Source organism: Armatimonadota bacterium, assembly GCA_018268395.1.
Classification (GTDB): domain Bacteria; phylum Armatimonadota; class Fimbriimonadia; order Fimbriimonadales; family Fimbriimonadaceae; genus JAEURO01.
In genome coordinates, this window is the sequence record JAFDWQ010000001.1 from 1083095 (window position 1) to 1107203 (window position 24109).

General features: G+C 62.4%; 19 protein-coding genes and 1 pseudogene. 9 read left to right on the plus strand and 11 right to left on the minus strand.

Going from position 1 to position 24109, the window contains the following annotated elements; translation table 11 throughout:
• Window positions 1-88: 88 nt before the first annotated feature.
• Both JST30_04975 and JST30_04980 read right to left on the minus strand, forming a co-directional pair.
• The gene (locus JST30_04975; protein MBS1713672.1) at window positions 89-910 is read right to left on the minus strand and encodes a polyamine aminopropyltransferase; all 822 of its coding nucleotides are present in this window, start codon (window positions 908-910) and stop codon (window positions 89-91) included.
• A complete protein-coding gene (locus tag JST30_04980) occupies window positions 910-2991 on the minus strand; it encodes a type IIA DNA topoisomerase subunit B (protein MBS1713673.1) in 2082 nt (693 codons plus the stop codon). The genes JST30_04975 and JST30_04980 overlap by 1 nt, the downstream gene beginning before the upstream one ends.
• A gap of 315 nt (window positions 2992-3306) precedes the next feature.
• On the opposite strand from JST30_04980, the gene JST30_04985 reads away from it, so the two are divergent.
• The 3 genes from JST30_04985 (at window position 3307) to JST30_04995 (ending at window position 7483) form a co-directional block, all read left to right on the plus strand.
• Entirely contained in the window at window positions 3307-4005 is a 699-nt protein-coding gene (locus JST30_04985) for a GntR family transcriptional regulator (protein MBS1713674.1), read from the plus strand.
• A 67-nt stretch (window positions 4006-4072) separates the two neighbouring features.
• Window positions 4073-4399, plus strand: a complete 327-nt coding sequence (locus JST30_04990; GenBank protein ID MBS1713675.1) for a hypothetical protein — start codon at window positions 4073-4075, stop codon at window positions 4397-4399.
• Window positions 4400-4567: 168 nt separating this feature from the next.
• The gene (locus JST30_04995; protein ID MBS1713676.1) at window positions 4568-7483 is read left to right on the plus strand and encodes a tetratricopeptide repeat protein; all 2916 of its coding nucleotides are present in this window, start codon (window positions 4568-4570) and stop codon (window positions 7481-7483) included.
• Between the two features lie 3 nt (window positions 7484-7486).
• On the opposite strand, the gene JST30_05000 is transcribed toward JST30_04995, so the two are convergent.
• Entirely contained in the window at window positions 7487-9085 is a 1599-nt protein-coding gene (locus JST30_05000; protein MBS1713677.1) for an ABC transporter permease subunit, read from the minus strand.
• A gap of 238 nt (window positions 9086-9323) precedes the next feature.
• Between JST30_05000 and JST30_05005 the strand changes: the two genes are divergently transcribed.
• Entirely contained in the window at window positions 9324-10742 is a 1419-nt protein-coding gene (locus JST30_05005; protein MBS1713678.1) for a hypothetical protein, read from the plus strand.
• A gap of 76 nt (window positions 10743-10818) precedes the next feature.
• Here JST30_05005 and serC read toward each other — a convergent pair whose 3' ends face one another.
• From serC to JST30_05030, 5 genes and pseudogenes are all read right to left on the minus strand, one after another.
• Window positions 10819-11910: a 3-phosphoserine/phosphohydroxythreonine transaminase gene (gene serC / locus JST30_05010; GenBank protein ID MBS1713679.1), complete on the minus strand. Its 1092-nt coding sequence runs from the start codon at window positions 11908-11910 to the stop codon at window positions 10819-10821.
• Window positions 11911-11927: 17 nt separating this feature from the next.
• A complete protein-coding gene (locus tag JST30_05015) occupies window positions 11928-12764 on the minus strand; it encodes a polysaccharide deacetylase family protein (protein ID MBS1713680.1) in 837 nt (278 codons plus the stop codon).
• A 13-nt stretch (window positions 12765-12777) separates the two neighbouring features.
• Window positions 12778-13353, minus strand: a complete 576-nt coding sequence (locus JST30_05020) for a DNA-3-methyladenine glycosylase I (GenBank protein MBS1713681.1) — start codon at window positions 13351-13353, stop codon at window positions 12778-12780.
• 7 nt (window positions 13354-13360) lie between these two features.
• Complete coding sequence (locus JST30_05025; protein ID MBS1713682.1) at window positions 13361-13708, minus strand: hypothetical protein; 348 nt, start codon at window positions 13706-13708, stop codon at window positions 13361-13363.
• Window positions 13709-13738: 30 nt separating this feature from the next.
• Window positions 13739-14752, minus strand: a pseudogene (locus tag JST30_05030) (excinuclease ABC subunit UvrA).
• 151 nt (window positions 14753-14903) lie between these two features.
• Here JST30_05030 and JST30_05035 point away from each other — a divergent pair.
• On the plus strand, window positions 14904-16598 hold the full coding sequence (locus JST30_05035; GenBank protein ID MBS1713683.1) for a multicopper oxidase domain-containing protein: 1695 nt from the start codon (window positions 14904-14906) through the stop codon (window positions 16596-16598).
• 42 nt (window positions 16599-16640) lie between these two features.
• Window positions 16641-18116, plus strand: coding sequence for an NAD-binding protein (locus JST30_05040; GenBank protein MBS1713684.1), 1476 nt, complete (start codon window positions 16641-16643; stop codon window positions 18114-18116).
• Here the strand turns inward: JST30_05040 and JST30_05045 are convergent.
• Window positions 18113-19072 (minus strand): hypothetical protein, encoded by a 960-nt coding sequence (locus JST30_05045; protein ID MBS1713685.1) that lies wholly within the window; start codon window positions 19070-19072, stop codon window positions 18113-18115. The two genes, JST30_05040 and JST30_05045, sit on opposite strands and share 4 nt — an antisense overlap.
• 48 nt (window positions 19073-19120) lie before the next feature.
• Entirely contained in the window at window positions 19121-21097 is a 1977-nt protein-coding gene (gene uvrA, locus JST30_05050; GenBank protein MBS1713686.1) for an excinuclease ABC subunit UvrA, read from the minus strand.
• A 276-nt stretch (window positions 21098-21373) separates the two neighbouring features.
• On the opposite strand from uvrA, the gene JST30_05055 reads away from it, so the two are divergent.
• The 3 genes from JST30_05055 (at window position 21374) to JST30_05065 (ending at window position 23476) form a co-directional block, all read left to right on the plus strand.
• Window positions 21374-21796 carry a hypothetical protein gene (locus tag JST30_05055; protein MBS1713687.1) on the plus strand — a complete coding sequence of 141 codons (423 nt, stop codon included), beginning with the start codon at window positions 21374-21376 and terminating at the stop codon, window positions 21794-21796.
• 124 nt (window positions 21797-21920) lie between these two features.
• On the plus strand, window positions 21921-22682 hold the full coding sequence (gene modA / locus JST30_05060) for a molybdate ABC transporter substrate-binding protein (GenBank protein ID MBS1713688.1): 762 nt from the start codon (window positions 21921-21923) through the stop codon (window positions 22680-22682).
• Entirely contained in the window at window positions 22679-23476 is a 798-nt protein-coding gene (locus JST30_05065; GenBank protein ID MBS1713689.1) for an ABC transporter permease subunit, read from the plus strand. Before modA ends, JST30_05065 begins: the two co-directional genes overlap by 4 nt.
• Here JST30_05065 and JST30_05070 read toward each other — a convergent pair.
• Window positions 23463-24077: a hypothetical protein gene (locus JST30_05070; protein ID MBS1713690.1), complete on the minus strand. Its 615-nt coding sequence runs from the start codon at window positions 24075-24077 to the stop codon at window positions 23463-23465. The genes JST30_05065 and JST30_05070 overlap by 14 nt on opposite strands.
• Between the last annotated feature and the right edge of the window lie 32 nt (window positions 24078-24109).

Genomic DNA, 24109 nt, shown 5'->3' on the forward strand with positions numbered 1-24109 from the left:
GCAGGCGTCTAGCAAACCAGACGGTCGGCGGGCCAAGAGCGTGCAAAGGGAGGAGAATCCGGCAGACTTGCTTGGGTCTGGTCGGGACTTAGGAAAGCCTCAATGGCTTTTGAGCGACAGCGTAGGTTTCCGGAGTCAGGTAGGCCAGGTCTTGTGGAAGGCCCGAAGGAGCCGTCGGGGACAGGGCCGGTCCGTGGCCCGCCCAACAGAACGCGCTATACCCGCCGAAGCTCGGCACGGCCGCCCAATAGGAGCCGACCTGGGGGAACACCTTTGCGTAGAGCCTCTGGATCTCGTCCAGGGAGTACGGACAGAAGACCATGTTGTCGGCCTGGGTCACGACGTACCCGCCAGGAGCAAGGAGCCGCTTGACGTCCCGATAGAAGTCCTCGGTGAAGAGCATCTCGCTGAGTTCGCCCTCCTCCTCTTCGTAGACGTCGGTACAGTCCACGACGATCAGGTCGTAAGGATCGTGGTCAGACTGGGCAAAGGCGAACGCGTCGCCGACCGTAAGGTGGACGCGAGGGTCGTCAAAAGCACCGTCGCTGACGGTCGGCAGCGACCTGCGGCTCACGTCGATGACGCCTTGATCGATTTCGACCATGTCGATCCGTTGCAAGGACGAACGGCGGCACAGTTCTCGGAGCACGCCTCCGTCTCCTCCGCCGACGACGAGCGCCCGTCGGGGGTCGGGGACGTTGGACAAGGGCGTCCAGACGAGTGCCTCGTGGTACGCGCGTTCGTCAAACGTCGTCAACTGGATGTGCCCGTCGAGCAACAGCATCCGCCCGAACACGTCCGACTCGTAGACTTCCACAAGCTGGTATTCGGTCTGCACGGATTCGATCCGGGACGACACCTCGACCGACATCGTCAGCTTTCCTGACCGGATCGGGAACGTAAGCGTCATCAATAGTGCCAGTCGACGTTCGTGACTTCTTTGGCGTGACGTTCGATGAACTCCCGGCGGGGTTCGACCTTATCGCCCATCAACCTCGAGAACATCATTTCGACCTGGAGGTCCCGCTCGCCGTCGAACTCGACTTTGATCAACCGGCGCTTTTCCGGGTGCATCGTCGTTTCCTCCAATTGGTCAGGGTTCATTTCACCGAGACCTTTGAAGCGCGTCACCTCGGGTTCCTTTTTGCGCTTGAGCGTGCCGATGATCTCGTCCCGCTCCTTTTCGTCCATCGCGTAGAACCGTTCGTTGGTCCCTGCCTTGATGACGTACAGCGGCGGCTGCGCGAGATAGACGTGCCCGTTCTCGATCAAGGGCCGCATATAGCGGTAGAAGAACGTCAGAAGCAACGTCCGGATGTGTTCGCCGTCCACGTCCGCGTCCGTCATGATGATGATCTTGTGGTAGCGGAGCTTGTCGAGGTCGAAGTGCTGGTGGCCGTTCTTCTTGTCGTCGAGCGGCTCCTCGCCTTCTGGCGTTTCGCGCCCGGTGTTCACGGCGATGCCGACGCCGAGGGCCGCGATCAAGGCTTTGATCTCCTCGTTGTCGAGCGCCTTGTCGAGCCGTGCGCGTTCGACGTTCAGGATCTTGCCGCGTAGGGGCAGGATCGCCTGGAACACACGGTCGCGGGCGCCCTTGGCCGATCCTCCTGCAGAGTCGCCTTCGACGATGAACAACTCGCAGATGGTCGGGTCCTTACTGTTGCAGTCGGCCAGTTTTCCGGGCAGACCGAAACTGTCCATGGCGTTCGAGCGCTTGACCGCCTCGGCCGCCTTTCGGGCCTCTTCGCGGGCCCGCTGGGCGATCATCGCTTTGTCGACGATGCGCTTGGCGACTTGCGGGTTTTCCTCGAGATACGTCTGTAACCCGTCGCCGACGAGCGAGTTCGTCAGGCCCTGGACTTCCGGCGTGACGAGCTTGACCTTGTCCTGAGAGTTGTAGCTGGGGTTCTCGAGCTTGAGGGCGATGACGGCGGTCAGGCCCTCGAGGACGTCGTCACTGTTGAAGTTTTTGTCCTTCTCCTTCAAAAGGTTCATTTTTCGCGCGTACTGGTTGATCACGCGCGTCATCGCGGTCATGAACCCGGAGACGTGGGTTCCACCATCTGGTTGGTGGATGTTGTTCGAGTAGGCGAGGATGGTCGTGTTGTACGCCGTCTGGAACTGGATCGCGACTTCGATCTCCATCCCTTCCCGGACGCGGTGGAAGTAGATCGGCTTGTGGATCGAATCATAGGCCTCGTTGAGGTCTTCGACGAGCTGGACGATGCCTCGTTCGAAGTGGAACGTCTCGTCGTCTTCGGCGTTCGGGATGCTCTTGAAGGTCAGTGTCAGGCCCTTGTTCAGGTAGGCGACCTCGCGGAGCCTGGCCTTGATCACGTGGATGTCGTAAACCGTGTGCGTCAAGACTTCCGGGTCGGGCAGCCAGTGTTGGCGGGTGCCCGTTCCCTTGGCCTTGCCCACGACGTCGACTTCGGAAACGGCGATGCCTTGCTCGTACCGTTGCCTGTAGACCTTCCCGTCGCGCTGGACGGTCGTCTCCATCCACTTGCTCAGGGCGTTCGTACAGGAGACGCCGACGCCGTGAAGGCCGCCCGAGACTTTGTAGCCGCCACCTTCGCCGAACTTGCCGCCCGCGTGGAGCGTGGTCATGACGACCTGGAGCGCGCTGATGCCCTTTTCGTGGATGTCGACGGGGATGCCGCGACCGTTGTCTTCCACGCTGAGCGACCCGTCATCGTAGAGGACGACGTCGATCTGGTCGCAGTGCCCGGCGAGCGCCTCGTCCACGCCGTTGTCGAGGACTTCGCGGAACATGTGGTGAAGACCTTTCTTCCCGTTGTCTCCGACGTACATCCCGGGGCGGTGCCGGACGGCCTCCAAGCCCTCGAGGACTTGGATCTGGTCGGCGTTGTACTCGCCTTCGACCTTCTTGGCGATCGATTCGGTCGCCTCGGTGCTGCTGTAGTGGACCTCTTGCTCGGGTACCGACTGCCCGTCCTGTTCTGGCTGTTCGCCGTGCTCTTCTGCCATAGCCGCTCGCGTAGGGTGTGCCAGGTTCAATGCGAACCTGAGGGGAGGCGCCATTGTACCCTGTCCATGATGCCGGCCTTTGTGCCCTTTCGGGAGGCTCCTGCATGCTCTCGCCGGCTCGGATCCGACGCCGATTCCTCTTGCAGTCGCTAGGTTCGCTCAGGTATGATTGCACTATCAATAATCAGGCGTTGTGGCTTGGTTGTTGTGGTTTGTTTACTATTTAGGTAATGGCAATGAAGACTTGTAACGTCGGCTTTTTCGGCCTTGACGGGCCGAATCGGGAGCGAACCTTTGCATGAAAACACTTCGCCCGTGTTCCGGACGACCATCCGGATGCAGGTCCGTGACCGACTGATCGAAGGCATCATCAACGGTAAGTTTCCGGCGGGACAGAGGCTGCGCGAACTGGAAGTCGCGGAGATGTTCCGCACCAGTCAAGGCACGGTGCGCGAGGCGTTGCGCGAACTGGAGGCCATGGGTCTCGTCCACTCCGAAGCCCACCGAGGGACATGGGTCCGCGAGTTCGGGGTCAAGGACATCGTCGGCAACTACGAAGTCCGGACCGTGATCGATGGACTGGCGTGCCGGCTGGCGGCCACCAACAGGAACCTCCCGTTGAGGGTGCTCAAAGAACTGGCGGACGAGACGCTGAAGTACGCGGTCGCGGACGACCTTGAACGGTTCCTCGCCGCCGATTACGAGTTCCATAGCGTGATCGTCCATGCGGCCGAGAACGAACCGCTGTTCATGGTCTGGCGCTCGTTGATCTCGTCGGTCACGATCGTCACCAGACAGGCGCTGCCTCCGACCGACTCGGACCAAGTGGCGAGCCGGGTCTTCCTGTCGGAACAGCACTATCCGATCGTCGAGGCCCTCTCGAACGGCGATCCGGACGGAGCGGAAGCGGCGATGAAGGAGCACATGGCCTCGGTCATCACGACCGTCAAAAAGGTGTACGCGGAGACGTCGTTCGCTTCGGAAAGAGAGAACGGCCACACTGTGAACAGGTAAGAATCCTGGGCCGACCGCCCTAACGCGAGTATTATCGGTCCCCGATTATCAATAATGGATCGGGGGCATGGTGACACTTTCGGTAAGGGCGGTCGGATCTTGTTCGGCCGATGAAGGCGCGGCGGTCGTCATCGAATTCTGCACGTCGGACGGACACACCGTGTGGCGCCTGCCCGTCCTTGACGGACTCGAAGCCGACGACGTCCAGCGCGACGTCGCCTCCAGGATCCGTGACGTCCTCGACCGGCAGGAGCAAACCTGGTCGGAAACAAGGACGTGGATCCAGCGTGCCGCCAATGCCGGCCCGGACACTTTTTCTCCCCGTGAGCACTCCCGGTTCGGGGAAGGCGGGGACACGGCGGTCCCGCGCAAGCGGGCCGCCGGTCCTCATTGACCATCGGCTCTCGGCGACCGGCCACGCCTGTGACGAAGCTGTGACGAGCCTCGCCGTACGATCCTGACAAGTACTTGGCCCGCCGACGAGTCCGAACACCGTTCCCGGTAACGGCTCCGAAGGACGGTCGGGCCAGGGCAGGACGGATACAATGGTCGGGCACCGGACATGCAAATCGGAGAGCCTGACCCTGTCTGGAGGGTGGAACTGTTCGGCGGACTTACGGCCGTCGCGGTCGGGAAACGGATCACACGGTTCCGCACCCGGAAGACCGCTTCCCTTTTCGCCTACCTCAGCTTCCACCACGACAGGCCGCACTCCAGGGAAGTCCTGACCGACATGTTCTGGCCAGAGGCCAACCTCGATGCCGGTCGGCAAAGCCTGCGCATGGCCCTGTCCGCGCTCCGGGAAGCGCTTGAAACCGAAGACGGGGCCGGGACCGTCGTCGTCAGCGACCGTTCCACCGTCCAGATCACCGGAGTCCGGACCGACGTCGACGAGTTCGAAGACGCCGTCAGCGGTCCGAACGACCTCACCCGGTTGGCAAGGGCGCTCCGCTCGGTGAAAGGGCCGCTGTTGCAGGGGTTCGACGACCATTGGATCGTGGCCCAGTGGCTGAGGCTCGAAGAAGCCTACGCGCAAGCCGCCGTGCGGCTGATGGACACAGCGTTGGACCAGGGTGCAGTGAAGGACGCGATCCTGATCGGGAAGGAGGCGACCGCGCTTCTCGGCCCGCGCGAAGACGTCCACTTGTCCTTGATCAAGCTTTACGTCGCGGACGGCAGCCCGGGTCAAGCGATCGCACAGTTCGAGGATCTCGAAAGGACGCTCGACGAACAATGGGGCGAGACGCCCTCGGACAAGGCGTACCAAGTCTTGGAAGCCGTGCCGAAAGGGGCGAAGCCCCCGGGCCGGGTTCCAAGACCCTCCGTCCCTGCTCGCACGAGCTCGTTCGTCGGACGAGAGTCGGAGACGGACGACGCGCTCGACCGTCTGCTGGACCAGGGCGTCCGCCTTCTCACGTTGATCGGACCGGGCGGCAGCGGAAAGACGGCCCTCGCCCGTGAGGTCGCGACGAGGGCCGTCGAGAGCTTCGCGGGAAGAGTGTGGCTCGTCGAACTGGCCGACCTGGCTCAGGCCGACCGGATCTGCGGTGCCGTCCTCGAAACCGTGGCCGGACCGACGGACAAAAAGGCCGGGCCCGACGACGTCGGTGACGTCCTGGGCGACGGCCCGGGCCTGCTCGTCCTGGACAACCTGGAACAGCTCCTTCCCGATGGAGCGTTGCAGGTCAAATCGCTCCTGGAACGGGTTCCTGGCCTGACGGTGCTGGCGACCTCGCGTATGACCCTCGGCCTCGACGGTGAGCACGTGTTCCGGGTCCCGCCCTTGCCTGTTCCGTCCGTTCAGGCCAAGCCCTCCGAGATCGCTCGGTCTCCGAGCGTCGCATTGTTCGTCGACCGTGCCGCCGCCGTGACGCCGGAGTTCCGGCTCGGGCCGGACAACGCTTTTGCCGTGGCCGAAATCTGCCGAAGGCTCGACGGGCTGCCGTTGGCCGTCGAAATCGCAGCGGCGAAGACCGTCACGGGTTCTCCCGCCCAGATCCTCTCTAAACTAGGAGGGTCGGTCGATTTCCTGGTCAGTCGGAAGCGTGACGTGCCGGACCGTCATCAAAGCTTACGGGCGGCGCTGGACTGGAGCATCGGGCTCCTCGACGAGGGTCTCAAGGCCACGTTCTCTGAACTTTCGGTGTTCCGTGGCGGCCTGACCCTCGCGGCCGGCGAATCGGTGACCCGGTCTCGAAACTTCGAGGACGACCTCGCCCGCCTCGTCGAGGCGTCGTTGGTCCAGGCCGAGCCGTCTGGCGCCGAGCCGAGGTTCAGGCTTCTCGAGCCGGTCCGGGAATACGCGGCCGAGGGACTGGAACCGCTCCATCGGGCTGAAATCCGGCGGAGGCACTTCGAGGCGTTTCTGAAACTGGCGCAGGGCCAAGGTCTGGGAAACCTTGATCCTGGATCGAAGGCTTGGCTCGACGCGCTCCACCGCGACCACGAAAACCTGTGCGCCGCCTTTGAATCGGTGTGGGACGGCGTGATCGACTGCCGGCAAGCGATCGAACTCGTCGCCGCGTCGCGGGACATGTTCCGGCCAAGGGGTCACACCGCGGTGTGGCGCGTTTACGTGGCCGAACTGTGGGACACGCTCGGACCAGAACAGGGCACGTGGGTCAAAGCCGCGATCAGACTGGAACAAGCCAGGCTGAGTTCGAACGCCCTCGATGGTGCCACTGTTCGTGCGATGTATGAAGAGGGCCTCGTTCTGGCCCAAGAGACGGGTGATCCTGCACAACTGGCCACCGCCCACGCCGGGTTCGCGGGGGCGCTGAAGTTCTCGGGCGAATACGAACGTTCGATCGGGCACTATGAGGAAGCCGCCGCCAGTTTCGAAGCGCTCGAAGACCATCGCGGACTCGCGAATACGATCCGACAGATGGCCATGAGTTACGCCAGCATGGGCGACCATGAGATGACGTACGAGACTTTGAAGCGGGCCTTGCCCCATGCGCGCATCAGTGGCGAAGCCGACGCCTTAGCGTGGACTTTGACGGACCTGGGGGTCGAACACGCCATTCACGGACATCTGGAGGAATCCAAAGAATGCTTCCGGGAGGCCCACGAGACGTGCCGGCAGACGAACAACGTCCACATGCAGTCGATCGTGTACTGGCAGCAAGCCGAATCCGAGTTGCGGACACGGCGCCCGGCCGAATCGGTGGCGACCCATCGGCTCAGCGTCGTGTGTGCCCTGGAAGCGAACTTCAAGGACGGACTGAAGTGGATCCTGCTTTCTTTCGGATGCGCGCTCGCGGAAAACGGCCAAGACGCGCTGGCCCTCAAGACACTGGCCCGGACGGCCAAATGGCGGGAAGTCGAACGGCGGATGCTCAGTGGCGACGAGCACGAAATCTACGGTCCGGCCCGGGCCGCGCTTGAGGACCGTCTAGGCACCTCGTTCGAGTCGCAATGGCGGGCGGCTGAGTCGTGCGACCTGGACGCCTTGATCGACGAGCTCGTCGCCCTTTAGGCTTTACCTTTCGCCAGGAAGGACGATGCCTCTCATGATGACCCTTTGGCAGGCGAGGAAGACCACCAGCGTCGGCAGGGCGGCCAGCGTGACGGCGGCCATGACGACCGCTTTGGGCGCCACGATCTGCAACTGGTAGACGAACACCATCAGGGTCCAGATCCTGCTGTCCTGACAAACCAGGAAGGCGTAGATGAACGATCCGTACGCCCCCATGAAGGCGAGAAGCGCGATATAGCCCAGAACAGGTTTGGACAGCGGCATGGCCAACCGGAGCATCATCAGCCACTCTGGAGCTCCGTCGACCTGTCCCGAATCGAACACTTCTTGAGGAAGGGAGTCGAAGAAGCCTTTGAGGAGGTAGATCGTGTACCCGCTCGCTGCGGTCGGAAGCACGAGGGCGGCGAACGTGTTCAGGAGGCCGAGATCCTTCAGGAGCAGGAAGGAGGGGATCATCGCCACTTCCGCAGGAAACGCCATCGTCGCCAAAAGGAACAGCAGGATCTTCGCCGTCGCCTTCATCGGAAACCGTGAGAGGGCGTACGCGGCCAACGGATTGACGGTCAGTTGGGTCAGGACCGCGAGGAGGCAGAACACCACAGTGTTCCAAAGCGCACCCCCGTGCAGGGCCGCATAATCCAACACATAGCCATAGTTCCGCGCCGCGAATTCAGACCGGATCGTTGAGGCGTGCTCCCGGACGTACGACGTCTCGAAGGCGACTATGGGCAGCGGGCCCTCCGCGACGGCGTTCCACTTCGACTCGACGGACACCTGGAACCGTGCCGCTAGCGAGCGCGAAAACTCGTCGACGAGCTTCTCCCGTTCACTGTCAGGAGTCGGAGCCGAGCCCACGGCCTCACCCCTTACGGCGCGCGCCGTCGCTCGGTCGAGAGTCTGGTTCCACGTCAACACCGCGAACGACTTCGCCCCGCGCCGGACCTCTTCCGGTACCGAACTGATCCGGTTCCGGTACTTCGCGCGCAGGAATTCCTGCCACATCCACTCCGTCCGGACAGGTACGCGGTATTCGGCGGGAAGGCTCGACTTGAACTCGGCCCAGTCCGCCCATTTTCGACCGGGCGGCGGGTTCCAAGACTTCCGTTCCCAACCTTCGAAAGGGACGGTCACTTGCTGGAAGGAATTGTTGAGGTCGGTGTAGGCCCGGTTCAAGGCATCGACGGTGCCGTACTTTTGGCGGAGATAGCCTTGCCACCTGAGCGCGAGCTTGCTCGTGACCCCGTTGGCCGGGACACGGAACCCGGCCTTCCACTGATCCCCTGGCAGATCGGCCAGAAACTTGGCGTAGGCCCCGACGGTCGCTGGACCGGCCTCGCCGCCGATGGTGTTCGAAGCGATCACGTCCGCATCTCCCGCGTACTTGTCGTCCCGGTATTTGGTTTGGAGCTCACGGTCGTCGGCCCAGTACGCAGGAACGATCTTATTGTCGTTCTGGTCGGTAGGCCCCTTGAACCCGGTCGAGACCATGAAGAAGAACGGATAGACCGTGGTGACAGCCCCGGCCGTTAGGAGCAGGTAGACGACCGCCTGGGCGATCCGCGCCCGAGGTGACCGTCGACCGACCTTTCCGACGAGTGGCATCCTTGAGATTGTCCCCTATCGGAGGGCGGAAGTTGCCGGCGGACGCGATCGGCCCCCCTCCGGCAGCAAGCGACCCCAAGCACCCTTACCAGGATCCTGAAAATCCCGGTAAAAACCCCTATAACCAGTATTTTTACTAGTCAGACCCGTAATCCTGACAGGGAATGAGCCCTCAGAAGGTTCACAACGGGCCGCCCAGGGAAGGGCGGGTCAGCGGCCTTCAAGGAAGAAAAACGCAATGTCCTTTCGCGTGAACAACAACGTCGTGGCGATGACCGCCTACCGCAACCTCTCGTCGACCGGTTCGTCGATCGCCACCTCCATCACCCGCCTGTCCACAGGCCTCCGCATCAACTCGGGTGCCGACGATCCGGCCGGCCTCATCGCCTCTGAGAACTTCCGCCGGCAGATCAGTGGCATGGACGCCGCTCTTCGGAACAACCAGGACGCTCTTAACTACGCTAAGACCGCCGACGGCGCGCTCGACGAAGTGAGCCGACTGCTCCGCGACGCCCGGGCCTTGGCCGTCGCGAACGGGAACAGCACCGTCGACGCCAACCAGAAGCAGGCGAACCAGAACCAATTGAACAACATCCTGGCATCGATCGACCGCATCGCCCAGACCACGAGTTTCGGTGACAAGAAGCTCCTCGACGGAAGCGCTGGAACATACGGGACGGTCAACAATCCGTCTAAGATCACGTCCGTCAACCTCGCCGGAACGATCGGCGGCGTTTCGATGAATCAGAGCGGCACGATGGACATTACGTTCTCGGCGAACGCGGCCAAGGCGGCCCTTGCCGGTACGAAGACGTACACGAACGGCCAGACCACGGCTTTGACGACCGCGGGCACGTTCTCGATCAACGGCTACAGCTTCAACGTCCAATCCGGCGACACCGTTGCCGACATTGTTTCGAAGGTCAATTCGGCCGCCGCCAACACGGGTATCGAAGCGAACTTCAACACGACGACCAGTACGATCGACTTGAAGTCGACTGAATACGGAAGCGACGTCCACATCAACCTCACCGACGGCAGCGCAACGTTGCTTTCGGCCTCGGGGAGTTCGAGTGCGGTCGGCGCCGACGCGGCAGCGACCATCACTTACAAGGATTCGCTCGGTGGAACCTTGGCCACGGCTGCGTTCACCCGCGGCAAGGGTCTCAACCTCCGCGATGCCGACGGGAACTCGATCAGCCTGACCTCGAACGGTGGCACGGCCGGCGGCACGGTCACGGGCGGCATCCAGGTGACGGCCGGCCAGAGTTCGTTCCAGATCGGTGCGAACGCGGACCAGACGGCGAACCTGAACCTTGGGAGCTTCAATGCGGGCGCCCTTGGGCTGGCTTCACTGGACATCACGGTCAGTGACATGACGACCGCTCTCGATACGCTGGACTTGGCGATCAAGCAGGTGTCGACGTCCCGTGGCAACATCGGCAGCTTCATGAGCAATTCGATCGAGTCGAACATGCGGTCGCTCAGCGTCACGAAGGAGAACCTCATCTCCACTGAATCGACGATCCGCGACATCGATATCGCTCAAGAGATGACCAACTACACGAAGCTCCAGATCCTCCAGCAGTCGGGACTCTCGGTCCTTGCGCAAGCCAACCAGGCACCGCAAGCCGTGCTTTCCCTGCTCCGGAGCTAGTCTTGAGCTCAGACCGAATTTCAGCGAAAGGACCACCCCGGCTTCGGCCGGGGATGGTCCGTTTTAGCGTCCGCCCTCAGCCGTTCTTCTTGGCGAACTGGGCCATGAACGAAGCCAGCGCTTGACAGCCTTCGATCGGAAAAGCGTTGTAGGTGCTGGCGCGGCACCCGCCGACGCTCCTGTGGCCCTTGAGCTCCAACATTCCTTCGGCCTTTGCTTCGGCGACGAAGCTGTCCGTCAAGGAGTCGTCGGCGAGCGTGAAGGCGATGTTCATCCTGCTCTGGCAGTGCCGCTCGGCGTGACCTTTATAGAACCCGCCAGACCCGTCGATCGCGTCGTAGACCACCTTGGCTTTGGCTTCGTTGTTCCGAGCGACGGCCTCCAGTCCGCCGAAGTCCAACCAGTGGCGGAAAACGAGCCCGCAGACGTACATCGACCACGTCGGCGGCGTGTTGTACATCGAGTCGTTGTCGGCCTGCACCTTGTAGTCGAGCATCGGAGGCAGACCGCTCGGCACCCGCTCCAGCATGTCTTTGCGGAGGACGACGATCGTACAGCCCGCCGGCCCGAGGTTCTTTTGGGCCCCGGCGTAGACCATCGCGTATCGGGACATGTCGAACGGGCGGCTGGCGATGCAACTCGACATGTCGCAGATCACGTCGCCTTCAAGCTTCGGATCGGCTAGGAAGTCGACGCCTTGGATCGTCTCGTTGGTCGTGATGTGTGTATAGGCTCTTCCTGGAGAATACGACAGATCACCCAGGTTTGGAACCGTATTGTAATTGGATGCCTTGCCCGTCCAGACGACGTTCGCCTGACCTTCCAGGGCAGCGGCCTGGACCGCTTTCTCGCCCCATGTCCCGGTGACGATGTAGTCGGCAGTCCCACCGTGCAGGAAGTTCTGAGCAAGCATCGTGAACTGCAGGCTCGCGCCACCTTGGAGGAACAAGACCCGGTAGTCGTCCGAAATCGAGCACAACGTGCGAAAATCGGCTTCGGTCTGCTCTGCGATCTGAAGGAACGTCTTGCCACGGTGGCTCATCTCCATGACGCCCATACCGCTTCCGTTCCAGTCCAACATGCCGTCCCTCGCCTTCTCGAGCACCGGGACGGGAAGGACTCCGGGTCCGGCCGAAAAGTTGAACACGCGTTTTGTCGCGATCGCCATGGAGACAGTTTATCCGCCTATCTAGAGGACGATGGCCGGTTTGGGGCCCACTTGTCCTCCCAAGCGGCCTTCCACTTCGTGTGGACGTACCGTGGCACGGTCCAAACCGACTTGGCCGTTTCGGACGGACGCTGCTCTTCGGTGAAGGCCATCGCATATCCGGCGGAACGGGCCGCATGGGCGCACCGCTCATCGAACTTCCCGTTGGGATACGCCAGATATCGTGAGGTCCCGCCGAGTTTTGTTTCCAACTGGGCCTTGGACGCCGTCAGCTCCCGCTTCAGGCCCGCGTCGTCCAGTTTCGAGAGGTCGGCCGGATGCGTGACCGTCTGGCTGGCGACCACGACCAGCCCTTCGTCCGAGAGTTCTTGGAGTTGTCGCCAATCCATCTTGGGGCGGCCCGTCCTCCCCCCGACGAACCCCGTATGGACGAACATGACGGCCGGGATCTTCCTTTTCCGGAGTTCGGGCAAGGCGAACCGATAGAAGCCCAAGTAGTTGTCTGCAAAAGTGAGGAGGACAGCGTTCTTGTCGATCGTCCTAGCCTCCGTCAAGTGCCGATAGAGGTCGTCTACGGTGACGAAGACGGCGCCCTGGCCTTCTAGCCAGTCCAACTGATCGCGAAATTCGTCAGGCGTACAGTCGAACCACAAGCTGGACGCGTTCCTGTGCGGGACAAAGTCGTGGTAGGTCAGGACGATCGTCCGACCCTTGAGGTCGGGAGTGACGTCGGGAAGCGTCGGAGCAGCCCTCCGGGGCTCCTTGCGAGGAACGTCCGGTCGAGACACCGCAGGGGGCGAGTGGACCGGCCGCGTACATCCGGCGAGAAGGACGGCGCCCACGAGCCAGGGCAAGCGGAGGACGCCACTATCCCGGCCGGGCGCACTCTTCATGGCGGAAGCAATCGACAAGATGGTCGTTGACGAGTCCGGCGGCCTGCATGTACGCGTAGACGATCGTCGGGCCGACGAACCCGAACCCCCGCCTCTTCAAGTCCTTGCTGATCGTGGCCGCGAGGGGAGTGACCGCCGGAACCTGATCTAAGGCCGTCCATTTGTTCTGTACAGGTTTGTCGTTCACGAATTTCCACAGATAAGTTGAGAACGATCCGAATTCTCCTGCGACGTCAAGGAAAGCCTTCGCGTTCTTGATCGAAGAACGCACCTTGGCCTGGTTCCGGATGATGCCGGGGTCGGCCACGAGCCGCGCCACGTCGTCCTCGCCATAGGCCGCGACCTGGTCAGCGTCGAAACCTTGGTAGGCAGCGCGATAGCCTTCGCGACGGTTCAAGACGGTCGACCAACTCAGACCGGCCTGGGCCCCCTCGAGGATCAAGAGTTCGAACAGATGGCGGTCGTCCCGGCTCGGGACCCCCCATTCGGTGTCGTGATATTGACGGTAGGCGTCCGAGCCTTCACACCATGAACACCTTTGGACCGCCATGCTCCTCCTAATACGACTTTCGTCGCCGCGTCATCATCGCGACGACAGGCAGCCAGCAGGCGGCGAGCGTGAAGAACGCGACGAGGCCCCATTGGAAGGTGCGCGTGAAGTAGAGGGCGAGTCCGAACGAGACCAGTCCCAACACGGCCATCGTGATCGCGTAGGCACCGTACATCGACCAAAGCGCTTCTAGCTTGCGGCGTTTCGTTGAAGGCACCGGCATGTCCGCAGACTTGAGGACGGATCCGAAGAACACTCCGACGACTCCGAGCACGGCCCAGATCGGATTGAGCAGGGCGCTGATCCCTAGGCCCGCGAGCAGAAGGACCGAACCGGATTGTTTCGCGAGTCGCATGGAGTCCGACATAGCTTTCCTCTTCAACGGTTACGGTCGGACGGTACCTGCGGGTTGCGCAAGGAGCGGACGCAAGAACCGCCCGGTATGGCTGACTTCGACTTCAGACACGTCTTCTGGCGTCCCCATCGCGACGACCGTGCCTCCCCCCGTCCCGCCTTCCGGTCCGAGGTCGACGATCCAGTCCGCCGTCTTGATCACATCGAGGTTGTGCTCGATGACCAAGACGGTGTTGCCTTGGTCCACGAGCCTATGGAGCACTTTCAGCAACCTTCTCACGTCCTCGAAGTGCAAACCTGTGGTCGGTTCGTCGAGGATGTAGATCGTCCGGCCCGTCGACCGTTTGGAGAGTTCCTCGGCAAGCTTGACGCGTTGTGCTTCCCCTCCGGACAACGTCGTGGCGGGCTGGCCCATCCGGATATATCCGAGGCCGACGTCCATCAGCGTGACGAGCTTCCGGTGGATCTTCGGGATCGGCTCAAAGAAGGCGCACGCTTCTTCGATCGTCATTTCGAGAACGTCACTGACGGACTTGCCTTTGTACTTCACGTCCAACGTCTCGCGGTTGTAACGCTTGCCTTTGCAGACCTCGCAAGGGACGTAAACGTCCGGCAGGAAGTGCATCTCGATCTTAATGATCCCGTCGCCCTTGCACGCCTCGCAACGGCCGCCCTTGACGTTAAAACTGAACCGTCCTGCTTTGTAGCCCTTCATCTTGGAATCGGGCGTACGGGCGAAGAGGTCACGGATCATGTCGAACGTGCCCGTATACGTGGCCGGGTTCGACCTCGGGGTCCGGCCGATCGGGGACTGGTCGATATCGATGACTTTGTCGAGCTGCTCGTGCCCGTCCAACGATCGGTGGGGCTCCCAGACGCCCCTGGTGCCGTAGACCTCGTACATGAGGCGGGGGAACAGCGTGTCCTGGATCAAGGTCGACTTGCCGCTTCCGCTCACTCCCGTCACACAGGCGAAAGTCCCCAAGGGGATCAGAAGGTCGACCCCTCTCAGGTTGTTGCCCGTTGCTCCTCTCAGCGTCAGCCAACCGGACGACATGTAGACGGGACGATACCCTTTTTGTCTTCAAGGAGCGAAAGACCGGTACGCATCTTGCACGTTGATCGTGGGCCGGTCATGTAAACTCCTGGAGGCAGAGGCCTGTGGGGGCCTCGACCTTGCTTTATTAGGAGATGACATGCGACCGTCTCGACGGGATTTCTTGATCACCGGCGCCGCTGCCCTCGGCGCTGGGCCGCTGGCCCGGTTCGCTGGAGCCCGAACGGTCCAGCCGCGGATCCAGTTCGTCAACCAGCTTCCGGTCCCTCCGGTCATCGACATGCGGTCAGGCGGGTCTTTGACGATGCGGGTCAAGCGCGCCAAACAGTGGTTCGGAATCAGCCGACCCGGCTCGGTCCGCCCTGGGACGACGATCTACGGCTACGAGGGTCGCTATCCCGGGCCCACGATCCTTGCCCGGCACAACGTGCCGATCGAAGTCAAGTGGGTCAACGAGCTCGTCGACTCGATGGGAATGCCGTTCCCCCATATGTTGCCGATCGACAACACGGTGCACTGGGCTGACCCGTACAAAGACGGATCGAACCGCGCCGTTCCGATCGTTACCCACCTTCACGGCGCCCATACGGCCTCCCAAAGCGACGGCCACCCGGATGCTTGGCACCTGCCGAATCTGGAACGGGTCGGACGCTTGTACTGGCCGACCTACCTCTACGAGAACACGCAAGAATCGGGGACGCTCTGGTACCACGATCACACTCTCGGGATCACGCGCCTCAACGTATTCGCCGGTATGGCGGGCGCCTACTTGTTGACGGACGACAACGAGCAGTACTTGATCGACCATGACATGCTGCCGAAGCCGAAGTACGACGTTCCCTTGCTGATCCAGGACAAGATGTTCGACGCTACCGGACAGTTGTTCTATCCGGCGGACGCTGAAACCGAAGGCGTCCCGTACCCCAGTGTCTTGCCCGAGTTCTTCGGGGACACGATCTGTGTCAACGGCATGGCCTGGCCCGTCTTGGACGTCGAGCCCAGGACGTACCGCTTCCGCGTCATCAACGGCTGTGACTCAAGGTTCCTGCACATCTTCCTTGATCCTCAACAGTTCATGTTCCAGGTCGGTGCGGACCAAGGGTTCTTCAACACCCCCAGTCCTCAGTCCGGAATGCTTCTGGGCCCGGCCGAGCGCGCCGACATCGTCATGGATTTTCGGGGTCAAGAAGGCACGACGATCGTCATGTACAACACGGCGAAGGGGCCTTATCCCTTCGGCGATCCGCCCGATCCCGAGACAGCAGGCCGGATCATGGCGTTCCGGGTCTCCAAGCCTCTGGACCAGAGCGTTCCGATCGCCGAGCTGCCCGAAAACCTTCGACCGGTCCTCGGCCCGGTCCCGGATTTCGGGACCCCTGTCCGCAAGCGCCGCCTGGTCTTGTTCGAACAACTGGACGAATACGGCCGGCTCCTACCGAAACTGGGTACGGCCGAAAACGGCGTGATGGGTTGGAACGACCCCGTGACGGAGACCCCTCGGGTCGGTGACGTCGAAGAATGGGAGATCTTCAATCTGACGGAGGACGCCCATACGGTCCACATCCATCTCGTCGGCTTCTTGCTGAAAAACCGGCAGGAGTTCTCGGCCAAAGCCGATCCACGGAACGGCAAACTCGACATCGTCTACTTCGTCGAAAAGGCGGTCATTCCGGAAACGGGCGAACTCGGGTTCAAAGACACGGTCCACGCCTACCCGGACGACTGCACACGGCTTCTCATGAGGTTCGACAAGCCAGGCGACTACATGTGGCACTGCCACATCGCGTCCCACGAAGACCATGAGATGATGCGGCCGATCACCGTCCTTCCATAACCGGAACGGACGGTGAGAGCGGCCTGCGGGTAAACCCGCGACGTGGGGCACGTCATCGTCTGCGGACTGGGGCAATTGGGGTACCGCATCGCGAACCTGCTGCTTCAGCTCAAGTGCGACGTCGTCATCGTCACTCAGGACACGAGGCAAGAGTTCCTCGACCTCATCACGGCGGCCGGGGCCACGATCGTACACGGTGACGCACGGGCCGACCACGTGTTAGCCCAGGCGCGGCTGGACAAGGCCCGGGCGTTGATCGCCTGCGTCGACGACGACGTGACGAACATCGAAGTCGCCTTGGACGCGAAGCGGCTGAACCCGTCCCTCCGGATCGTGGCGCGGTTGTTCGACCAGACCCTGGCCAGGAGGCTGGAAACGACGGTCGGGATCAATCGGGCGCTCGGCATGTCGGTCCTGGCCGCTCCCGCCTTCGCGGCGTCCGCGTTCGGAGGGTCGGTGTTCGGTTCGTTCGTCCTTGACGGGAACGCGTATGTCGCGACGAAGGTCCGTCATGGCGACGGTCCGGCCGGAGCGGTCGAAGAAGCCGACCGTAACGACGTCGAGGTCGAGGCGATCGTGCCGTTCCATGAGTTCGTCAGAGACGCGGTCGAAGAGGGTCGGCACGTGCGAAGGCCCTTCGGCGAGTCCGTCCGTGAAGTGGTCCACGGCGCTCAGAGCGTGTGGCGGAACATGCCGAAGTTCTTGCGCATGCTCGTGCTCGTCATCCTGTCCCTCGCCTTCATCAGCGTTTTCGTGTTCCAAATCGGAATGGGACTCTCGCCGATCGACGCCCTCTACTTCGTCGTGACGACCTTGACGACGACGGGCTATGGGGACATCTCGCTACACAAGGAGGCTGTCTGGCTCAAGGTCTACGGGTGCTTCCTCATGTTGATGGGCTCGGCTTCGGTCGCGGCCTTGTACTCGACGATCACCGACTTCGTCGTCACGGCACGGTTCGACCAGTTGCTGGGCCGACAGTCCGTCGGACTTGAAGACCATGTCGTCGTGGTCGGGTTGGGCAACGTCGGCTTCCGTACGACCGAGACGCTGGTCGCGATGGGGGCGAAAGTCGCGACGGTCGAACTGGATCCCGAGGCCCCCTACCGACGCTTCCTGGACAAGCGCGTCGCTTTCACGGCAGGAGACGGCCGTGACGTGGACACCCTGGAGCGAGCTGCGGTCCGTTCGGCCAAAGCCGTCATCGTGGCGACACAGAACGATGCGGTGAACCTCTCCGTCGGTCTGGCCGCACGGACGTTGAACGACCGTGCCCGGATCATCGTGAGGATCTTCGACGCGGACTTTGCGAGCAAGGTCGAGGACGTCATGACGATCGACTCGGCGCTCAGTGCGACCCGCATCGCTGCCCCGGGGTTCGTCGGCGCGACGCTGTTCCCGGACGCGCTGTTGTGTTACGTCGACGGCGACCGGTTCTGCGTCGTCTCCAAAGACAGCGAGGGGCGGCTCAATGTCACGTCGCACTCTCTCGAAGCGGTGTCCGGTCGGGTCTTTTAGTCTCCGCCTCCGCCACCGCACCCGCCTCCGCCGCACCCGCTGCTCGAGTCGCCGCCAGACGATCCTCCCGAATCACTGGACGGTCCAGAGTCCGTAGACGACGATTCGCTGACCGCCGACTGTCCGTCCATGGTGCCGTCCGTCGACGCGTCGCCGCCCAGAGAGCCGGGGTCGCCGCCGTCTCCTGCGGCGTGGTGACCGCCGTCCGAATGCACGGCATGGCCGGACGGTCCATAGGATCCATGGTCGACAAAGTGGGATCCGCCCGAAATGCCGTTGCCGCTTCTTCTTTGGCCAGGCTGTCCGCCTTTTCGGACGAAGGCTGCGATCACGAGGATCACGACGACGACCGCACCGGCACCCACAAGGGCGATCCCCAGACCCGTCGTCGCGTCTTGTGCCAAGAGCGGCGCGCAACCCGCGCCCAGTGTCGCCAGAACGCCGACCGCCGCTAGTCCTCCGGCCCATCGGGCCTGCTTCTTCGGGACGGACCAGGTGTCCTGCGAAATCTGGTCGGACACCGTCGAACGGTGTCGTGCCCGATCGGTAGCACGGGGCCAGAGGTCGTCCGGTGCGGGCTCACCGAAAGCCTCTTCGTAAAGCGCGAGGGTCTGGCGGTACTGCCGATCGATGCGGCCGTCTTCGGCGGATCCTCCCCGGGAAGGATGGTGGTGCAGTTTCCGCGGCAAGAACGCGTGCATCCGCTCCCAATAGGACACCGTGTACTGAAGGTGCAGGTGCCAAACCTGGTCGACGTCTTCGCTCGGGGTCGCCTCTCGCTCGCCCGTCATCGCCAAGTAGACGAACCGTCGGTATTCCTCGATCGCCCGGAGCGCGAAGGCTTCGGTCCATCCCTGCTGACGTGCCAACTTCTGGGCGAACGTCACCGTGACACCGGTCTCATCGATCGCGAATTCTTGGATCGCGCTCCACAGTGCGTCGTGTTCTGCCCTCATGTGTCCGGCCCCTGTAGACTACATACGGGACAGGCCCGCCGAGGGATGCTACGCGGTCGTCGGGACCGGGCCGCGAGGTTGCCGACGGACGGCAGGCACGTCGATCCGTTCGTCGCCGTTCAAATAGCGGCTCGTCGGTGAGTCTTTGGCGAGGAACTCTTCGAGCGGCCCCTCGTTGACGACGTACCCGCCGTGCTCGCCCGCTCCAGGGCCAAGGTCGACCAGCCAATCGGCGGCCCTCATGGTGTCCTCGTCGTGCTCCACCACGATGACGGTGTTCCCCAGGTTCCGTAGCCGCTTCAGCGTTTCGATCAGTTTGTGGTTGTCACGTTGGTGGAGACCGATGCTCGGTTCGTCGAGGACGTAGAGACATCCCATGAGCCCGCTCCCGATCTGGGTCGCGAGACGGATGCGTTGCGCTTCGCCTCCCGCCAAGGTGTTCGTGTTCCGGTCCAGCGTCAGATATCCGAGACCGACGTCGAACAGGAACCGGAGCCGTTCGACGATCTCCTTGACGGCCCGCTCCCCGATCTTGAGCTGGCGCGGCGTGAACCTCTCGTTCAGCGAGACAAAGTACCCGAGAGCTTCGTCCACGGGAAGCCGGGTGACGTCGGCGATCGACACGCCCTCCGTGACACCGTAGGGCGTCACGGTCTCGGCCGCCATCTGCACGACGGCGCTCGCCTCTGGCGTCGTGGCATGGCCGGCCCCGCTGCCGAACCCCCCGGGCAACCGGACGCTCAGAGTCTCCGGTTTGAGCCGTGCACCGTGACACGCCGGGCAGGGTCGCGTCCGCATGTATTGGGCGAGGTCGTTCTTGACCCACTCGCTTTCCGTCTGGTCGAGACGCTTGCGGAGGACGTTGAGGACACCGGTCCACGTGTAGTTGAACGTCCGGGACGACTTGCCATAGTTCATCGTCACCTTCACGGGTTCGTCAAGACCGGTCCAGACGACCGCCCATTGGTCGTCGTCGAGCTCGGCCGCGGGCAACGAGGCATCGAAGCCGATGGCTTGTCCGACGCCGTCGAGGACGTCAGGCCACCACTCCTTGACTTCGCCGGACTTGTAGACGAACGGAAGGATCGCTCCGTCCCTGAGCGGTTTGGAACGATCGGGGACGACCAGGTCGAGGTCGAACTCGGTCTTCGTCCCAAGTCCCGTACACTCTGGACAGGCCCCATACGGCGAGTTGAACGAGAAGACTCTCGGCTCGAGCTCAGGCATGCTGAATCCGCAGTCCGGACAGGAATAGTGTTCTGAAAACGTCCTCTCGACAGAGTCTCCGGCCGCCCCCGCGTCGGGGGCTTGCCAACTGACCGTGACCAGCCCCTTACCCATCTTCAGGGCCGTCTCGACCGAGTCGGCCAGACGACGGTCGATCCCTTCCTTCACGACGATACGGTCGACGACGACCTCGATCGTGTGCTGCTTGTACCGGTCCATCGGGATGTCGTCGGTGACTTCGTACATTTCGCCATCGACGCGGACGCGGACGAACCCGGCTTGTTGGACCTCGCGCAGTTCTTTCTTGTACTCGCCCTTGCGGCCGCGGATCACGGGCGCCATCACTTGGAGCTTCGTCCCTTCAGGCAACCGCAAGACTTCGTCGACGATCGTGTCCGTCGACTGTCGTTCGATCGGACCGTGACCGTTCGGACAGTAGGGCGTCCCGACACGGGCGAAAAGGATGCGCAGGTAATCGTAGATCTCGGTGACGGTGCCGACCGTCGACCTCGGGTTCTTCGAGGCGCTTTTCTGGTCAATGGAAATGGCGGGCGAAAGGCCGTCGACGTGGTCGACGTCCGGCTTGTCCATCTGCCCCAGGAACTGTCGGGCATAGGCGCTCAGCGATTCGACGTACCTGCGCTGCCCCTCGGCATAGATCGTGTCGAACGCGAGGCTGGATTTACCGCTCCCGCTCAAACCGGTGATGACCACGAGCTTGTCGCGGGGGATCTCCACCGTGACGTTCTTGAGGTTGTTCTCCCGGGCTCCGACGACCACGATCTTGTCGTGAGACATGAACGGTCAGTGTACTCGAAAAACGTAGACGCGTGACGGGTGGATCGACCGGATGTCGGACCCGATTCCGTGGACCGTCACCTACGCTTTCCTGCATTCCTTGGTCTCCTGTCCGGACGGTCGAAGGGCCTACAGTCAAGGCTCTAAAGCAGAATTTGAACTTGCCGACTTTCTGGGGATGAAGACTTGGACAAATCGCCCCATGACGTTTCGGAACGATCGATCATGGTGGAACGACGGCGGGACATAAGGCGTGTCAGCGGGCGTGAGGTGATCGTGAGAACATTCCTGACACTCAGCACGCTCTTGTCGATGGCCGCCATGGCCCAAGCCCAACCGCGCTTTGCCGTGGAGGCTATGGGAACGGGCAACGACATGACCGGTGTCTTCCTGAAAGCTTCGAACATGGAGCGCCATGTCTCGGGCGTTTTCCGGGCGACGATCGGAGTCCACAGTGGCGGCACCACCATTCACGGAACTGTCACGGGGTTGACCTGGAACCTCCTCGGTGCCAAAGTCTCCTTCCAGGCCGACTGCCTCGACGCCGCGGGAAACCGCTACTTCGTCGACGGAACGGTCGCGGATAAGGGAGCCTCCTCCCTGGACATGATCGACCTGAGGGTCACGTCCGCGAACCGTTCGTTGTTCCAAGACAGATCGACCGACCAGTACGTCAAGATCTGGGTCTTCCCAGGCTAGTCGGACACTGCGGCGGCGCCGAGGCGCCGCCGCTCGCCGACGTCGCACGACGCCGAGCCTTCCGCACACTCTTACTGCGATCTTCGTTCGGGGCACCTGATCGGTTCTGATCTAGAATCCTGACATGATCTTTGACGTGCTCCTTTTGGGTTTGCTGTCCAAACCGGAGACGGCTTTCAGGCAGAAGACACTGACGGTCTTTGCGGCCGCTTCTCTCAAGGAGTCCTTTACGGACATCGGAACGGCCTTTCAACGTGCGAAGGGCGTCAAGGTCCGCTTCTCCTTTGCCGGCTCCCAACAGCTCGCCGCACAGATCGGTGCTGGGGCGCCGGCCGATGTCTTCGCCAGCGCGGACTTGGCCAACCTCCAGAAGGTCAGGGTGCTTGCAGGAACTTCGACCTTGTTCGCGGAGAACCGATTGTCGGTCGTCGTCCGAAAGAACGGCCCGTCTCTCAAGGACCTTCGGGGGCTCTCCTCGTTCGGCAAGTTGGTCGTGGCTTCTCCCAAGGTTCCGGCCGGTGTGTATGCCCGAAAGATGCTGGATAAGGCATCCCAGCGATATGGGGCTGCGTGGAAGACCACCGTCCTGAAGAAAGTCGTGTCGGAGGAGCAGGACGTGAGGGCCGTCCTGACCAAGGTCGTCCTGGGTGAGGCGGACGCCGGAATCGTCTACGCCACAGACGCCTTCTCGGCAGGCCGCCAAGTCCGCACCGTTCTGATCCCTTCTCAGTTCGATGTCCGGGCTTCCTACTTCGCGGCCGTTCCTGCTCGCGCCGGTCAGGCCCAGTGGGCCAAGGACTTCGTCTCGTTCCTCAGATCGCCTGAAGCCCGTAAGGCCCTGAAGGCCAGAGGCTTCAGCCTGCCGTCCCCCCGACCCGCTCCGTGAAGTCCCGCGCCCACCCTCTGGCGTGGATCTTAGCGGCCGGCCCGCTGCTGATGTTGCTGGCCCTTCCTGGCATCGCGCTCGTCGTCCGGGGCTCCTCAGGTGCGTTCCTGCAGGCTCTGTCCGCCGAAGAAACGTGGGACGCGCTCGGCGTCAGTCTACCGACCAGCCTCGTCGCGCTAGGTGCGATCGTCGTATTCGGGACCCCTCTCGGGTTCGTCCTGGGGAAGGGACGGTTTTGGGGCAAAGAGGCGTTGCGGGCGGTCGTGGCGACGCCGGCCGTCCTCCCGCCAGCAGCGGCTGGACTGGGGATGCTCTTGGCGTTCGGACGCAACGGACTTCTCGGTCCGGCGTTAGAGTCGGCTGGGATCGTCCTGCCGTTCACGGCGACGGCGGTCGTGCTGGCCCAAGTGTTCGTAGCGTCGCCCTTCCACGTCCTTCAAGCGGCCAGCGCCTTCGAATCCGTCGACGCCGCGGTCGAAGAGAGCGCGATGCTCGACGGCGCCGGTTCGTGGGGCGTGTTCTGGCACATCGTTTTGCCCCAGGTCCGGCCGGCGCTCCTGTCCGGCGCGACGTTGGCATGGGCGAGGGCCTTGGGAGAGTTCGGAGCGACGATCCTCTTCGCCGGTAGCCTGGCCGGCGTCACCCGGACGATGCCCCTCGCCGTCTATCTCGAGTTCGAGGGCAACATGGACGTGGCGATCGCGTTGTCCTGTCTCCTGGTCGCGATCGCCGTTCTCGGGGTCTTTGTCGGACGATGGCTCGCCCGAGGCACTGCAAGATTCAGGGCTTCTTGAGTTCGAAGAGATCCTTCGGTAACGAACGGGGATACTCGTATAGAACGAGCCGGTGTCCGGTTCCTTTCATGGAGCCTGCTAGCTTTTGAGGGTCTCGTTCCCACAATTCCATGGCAAGGAAAAACTTGCTCTTTGGATCGGTCCAAACAGTCCATTTTTGGGTAGCTGTCGTCACTTCGTACTTATCGACCACTTGCCCGTCCCGTTCCGACGATGTGGGTCCGGTGACGACCTGACCCTGAGCGATTTCTGCAAGGGCCTCTACGGGCTGAGCCAACTCATCAAGCTTTGTCGGGCCATCTGGCACGGACTCCGACCGCCAAGTGTCCTTGACCAGGTCGTGGACCGTCAACGTACCCTTGGACTTCAGCGAGACCGACCGCTTCCCTTGAACGTAAATCTCCGTGCGCACCGAATCCCTCGACATCCACCTTGTGAAGTAAGGGGTCTTTGAGCCGTCGTCCCGTATCACGAAGGCCCTGCAAACGACGAATTCTGGTGTGAAGGCGCCTCGGAGCCGTTCGATACTTGTCCCTTTGGCTTCCCGGTTCTGGACGAGTACGACCAGCAGCGACGCGGCAAAGGCGAAGACCGCGAACAAGCCGAGACCCAGTGCAGGCCGAGCAATGCGCT

Coding starts and splice junctions, on each gene's coding strand:
- JST30_05020 (MBS1713681.1), bottom strand. CDS start 13,353: ATGGCGGTCCAAAGGTGTTCATGGTGTGAAGGCTCGGACGCCTACCGT.
- JST30_05025 (MBS1713682.1), bottom strand. CDS start 13,708: ATGCGACTCGCGAAACAATCCGGTTCGGTCCTTCTGCTCGCGGGCCTA.
- modA (MBS1713688.1), top strand. CDS start 21,921: ATGATCTTTGACGTGCTCCTTTTGGGTTTGCTGTCCAAACCGGAGACG.
- serC (MBS1713679.1), bottom strand. CDS start 11,910: ATGGCGATCGCGACAAAACGCGTGTTCAACTTTTCGGCCGGACCCGGA.
- JST30_05045 (MBS1713685.1), bottom strand. CDS start 19,072: ATGAGGGCAGAACACGACGCACTGTGGAGCGCGATCCAAGAATTCGCG.
- JST30_05005 (MBS1713678.1), top strand. CDS start 9,324: ATGTCCTTTCGCGTGAACAACAACGTCGTGGCGATGACCGCCTACCGC.
- JST30_04975 (MBS1713672.1), bottom strand. CDS start 910: ATGACGCTTACGTTCCCGATCCGGTCAGGAAAGCTGACGATGTCGGTC.
- JST30_04995 (MBS1713676.1), top strand. CDS start 4,568: ATGCAAATCGGAGAGCCTGACCCTGTCTGGAGGGTGGAACTGTTCGGC.
- JST30_05000 (MBS1713677.1), bottom strand. CDS start 9,085: ATGCCACTCGTCGGAAAGGTCGGTCGACGGTCACCTCGGGCGCGGATC.
- uvrA (MBS1713686.1), bottom strand. CDS start 21,097: ATGTCTCACGACAAGATCGTGGTCGTCGGAGCCCGGGAGAACAACCTC.
- JST30_04990 (MBS1713675.1), top strand. CDS start 4,073: ATGGTGACACTTTCGGTAAGGGCGGTCGGATCTTGTTCGGCCGATGAA.
- JST30_05035 (MBS1713683.1), top strand. CDS start 14,904: ATGCGACCGTCTCGACGGGATTTCTTGATCACCGGCGCCGCTGCCCTC.
- JST30_04980 (MBS1713673.1), bottom strand. CDS start 2,991: ATGGCAGAAGAGCACGGCGAACAGCCAGAACAGGACGGGCAGTCGGTA.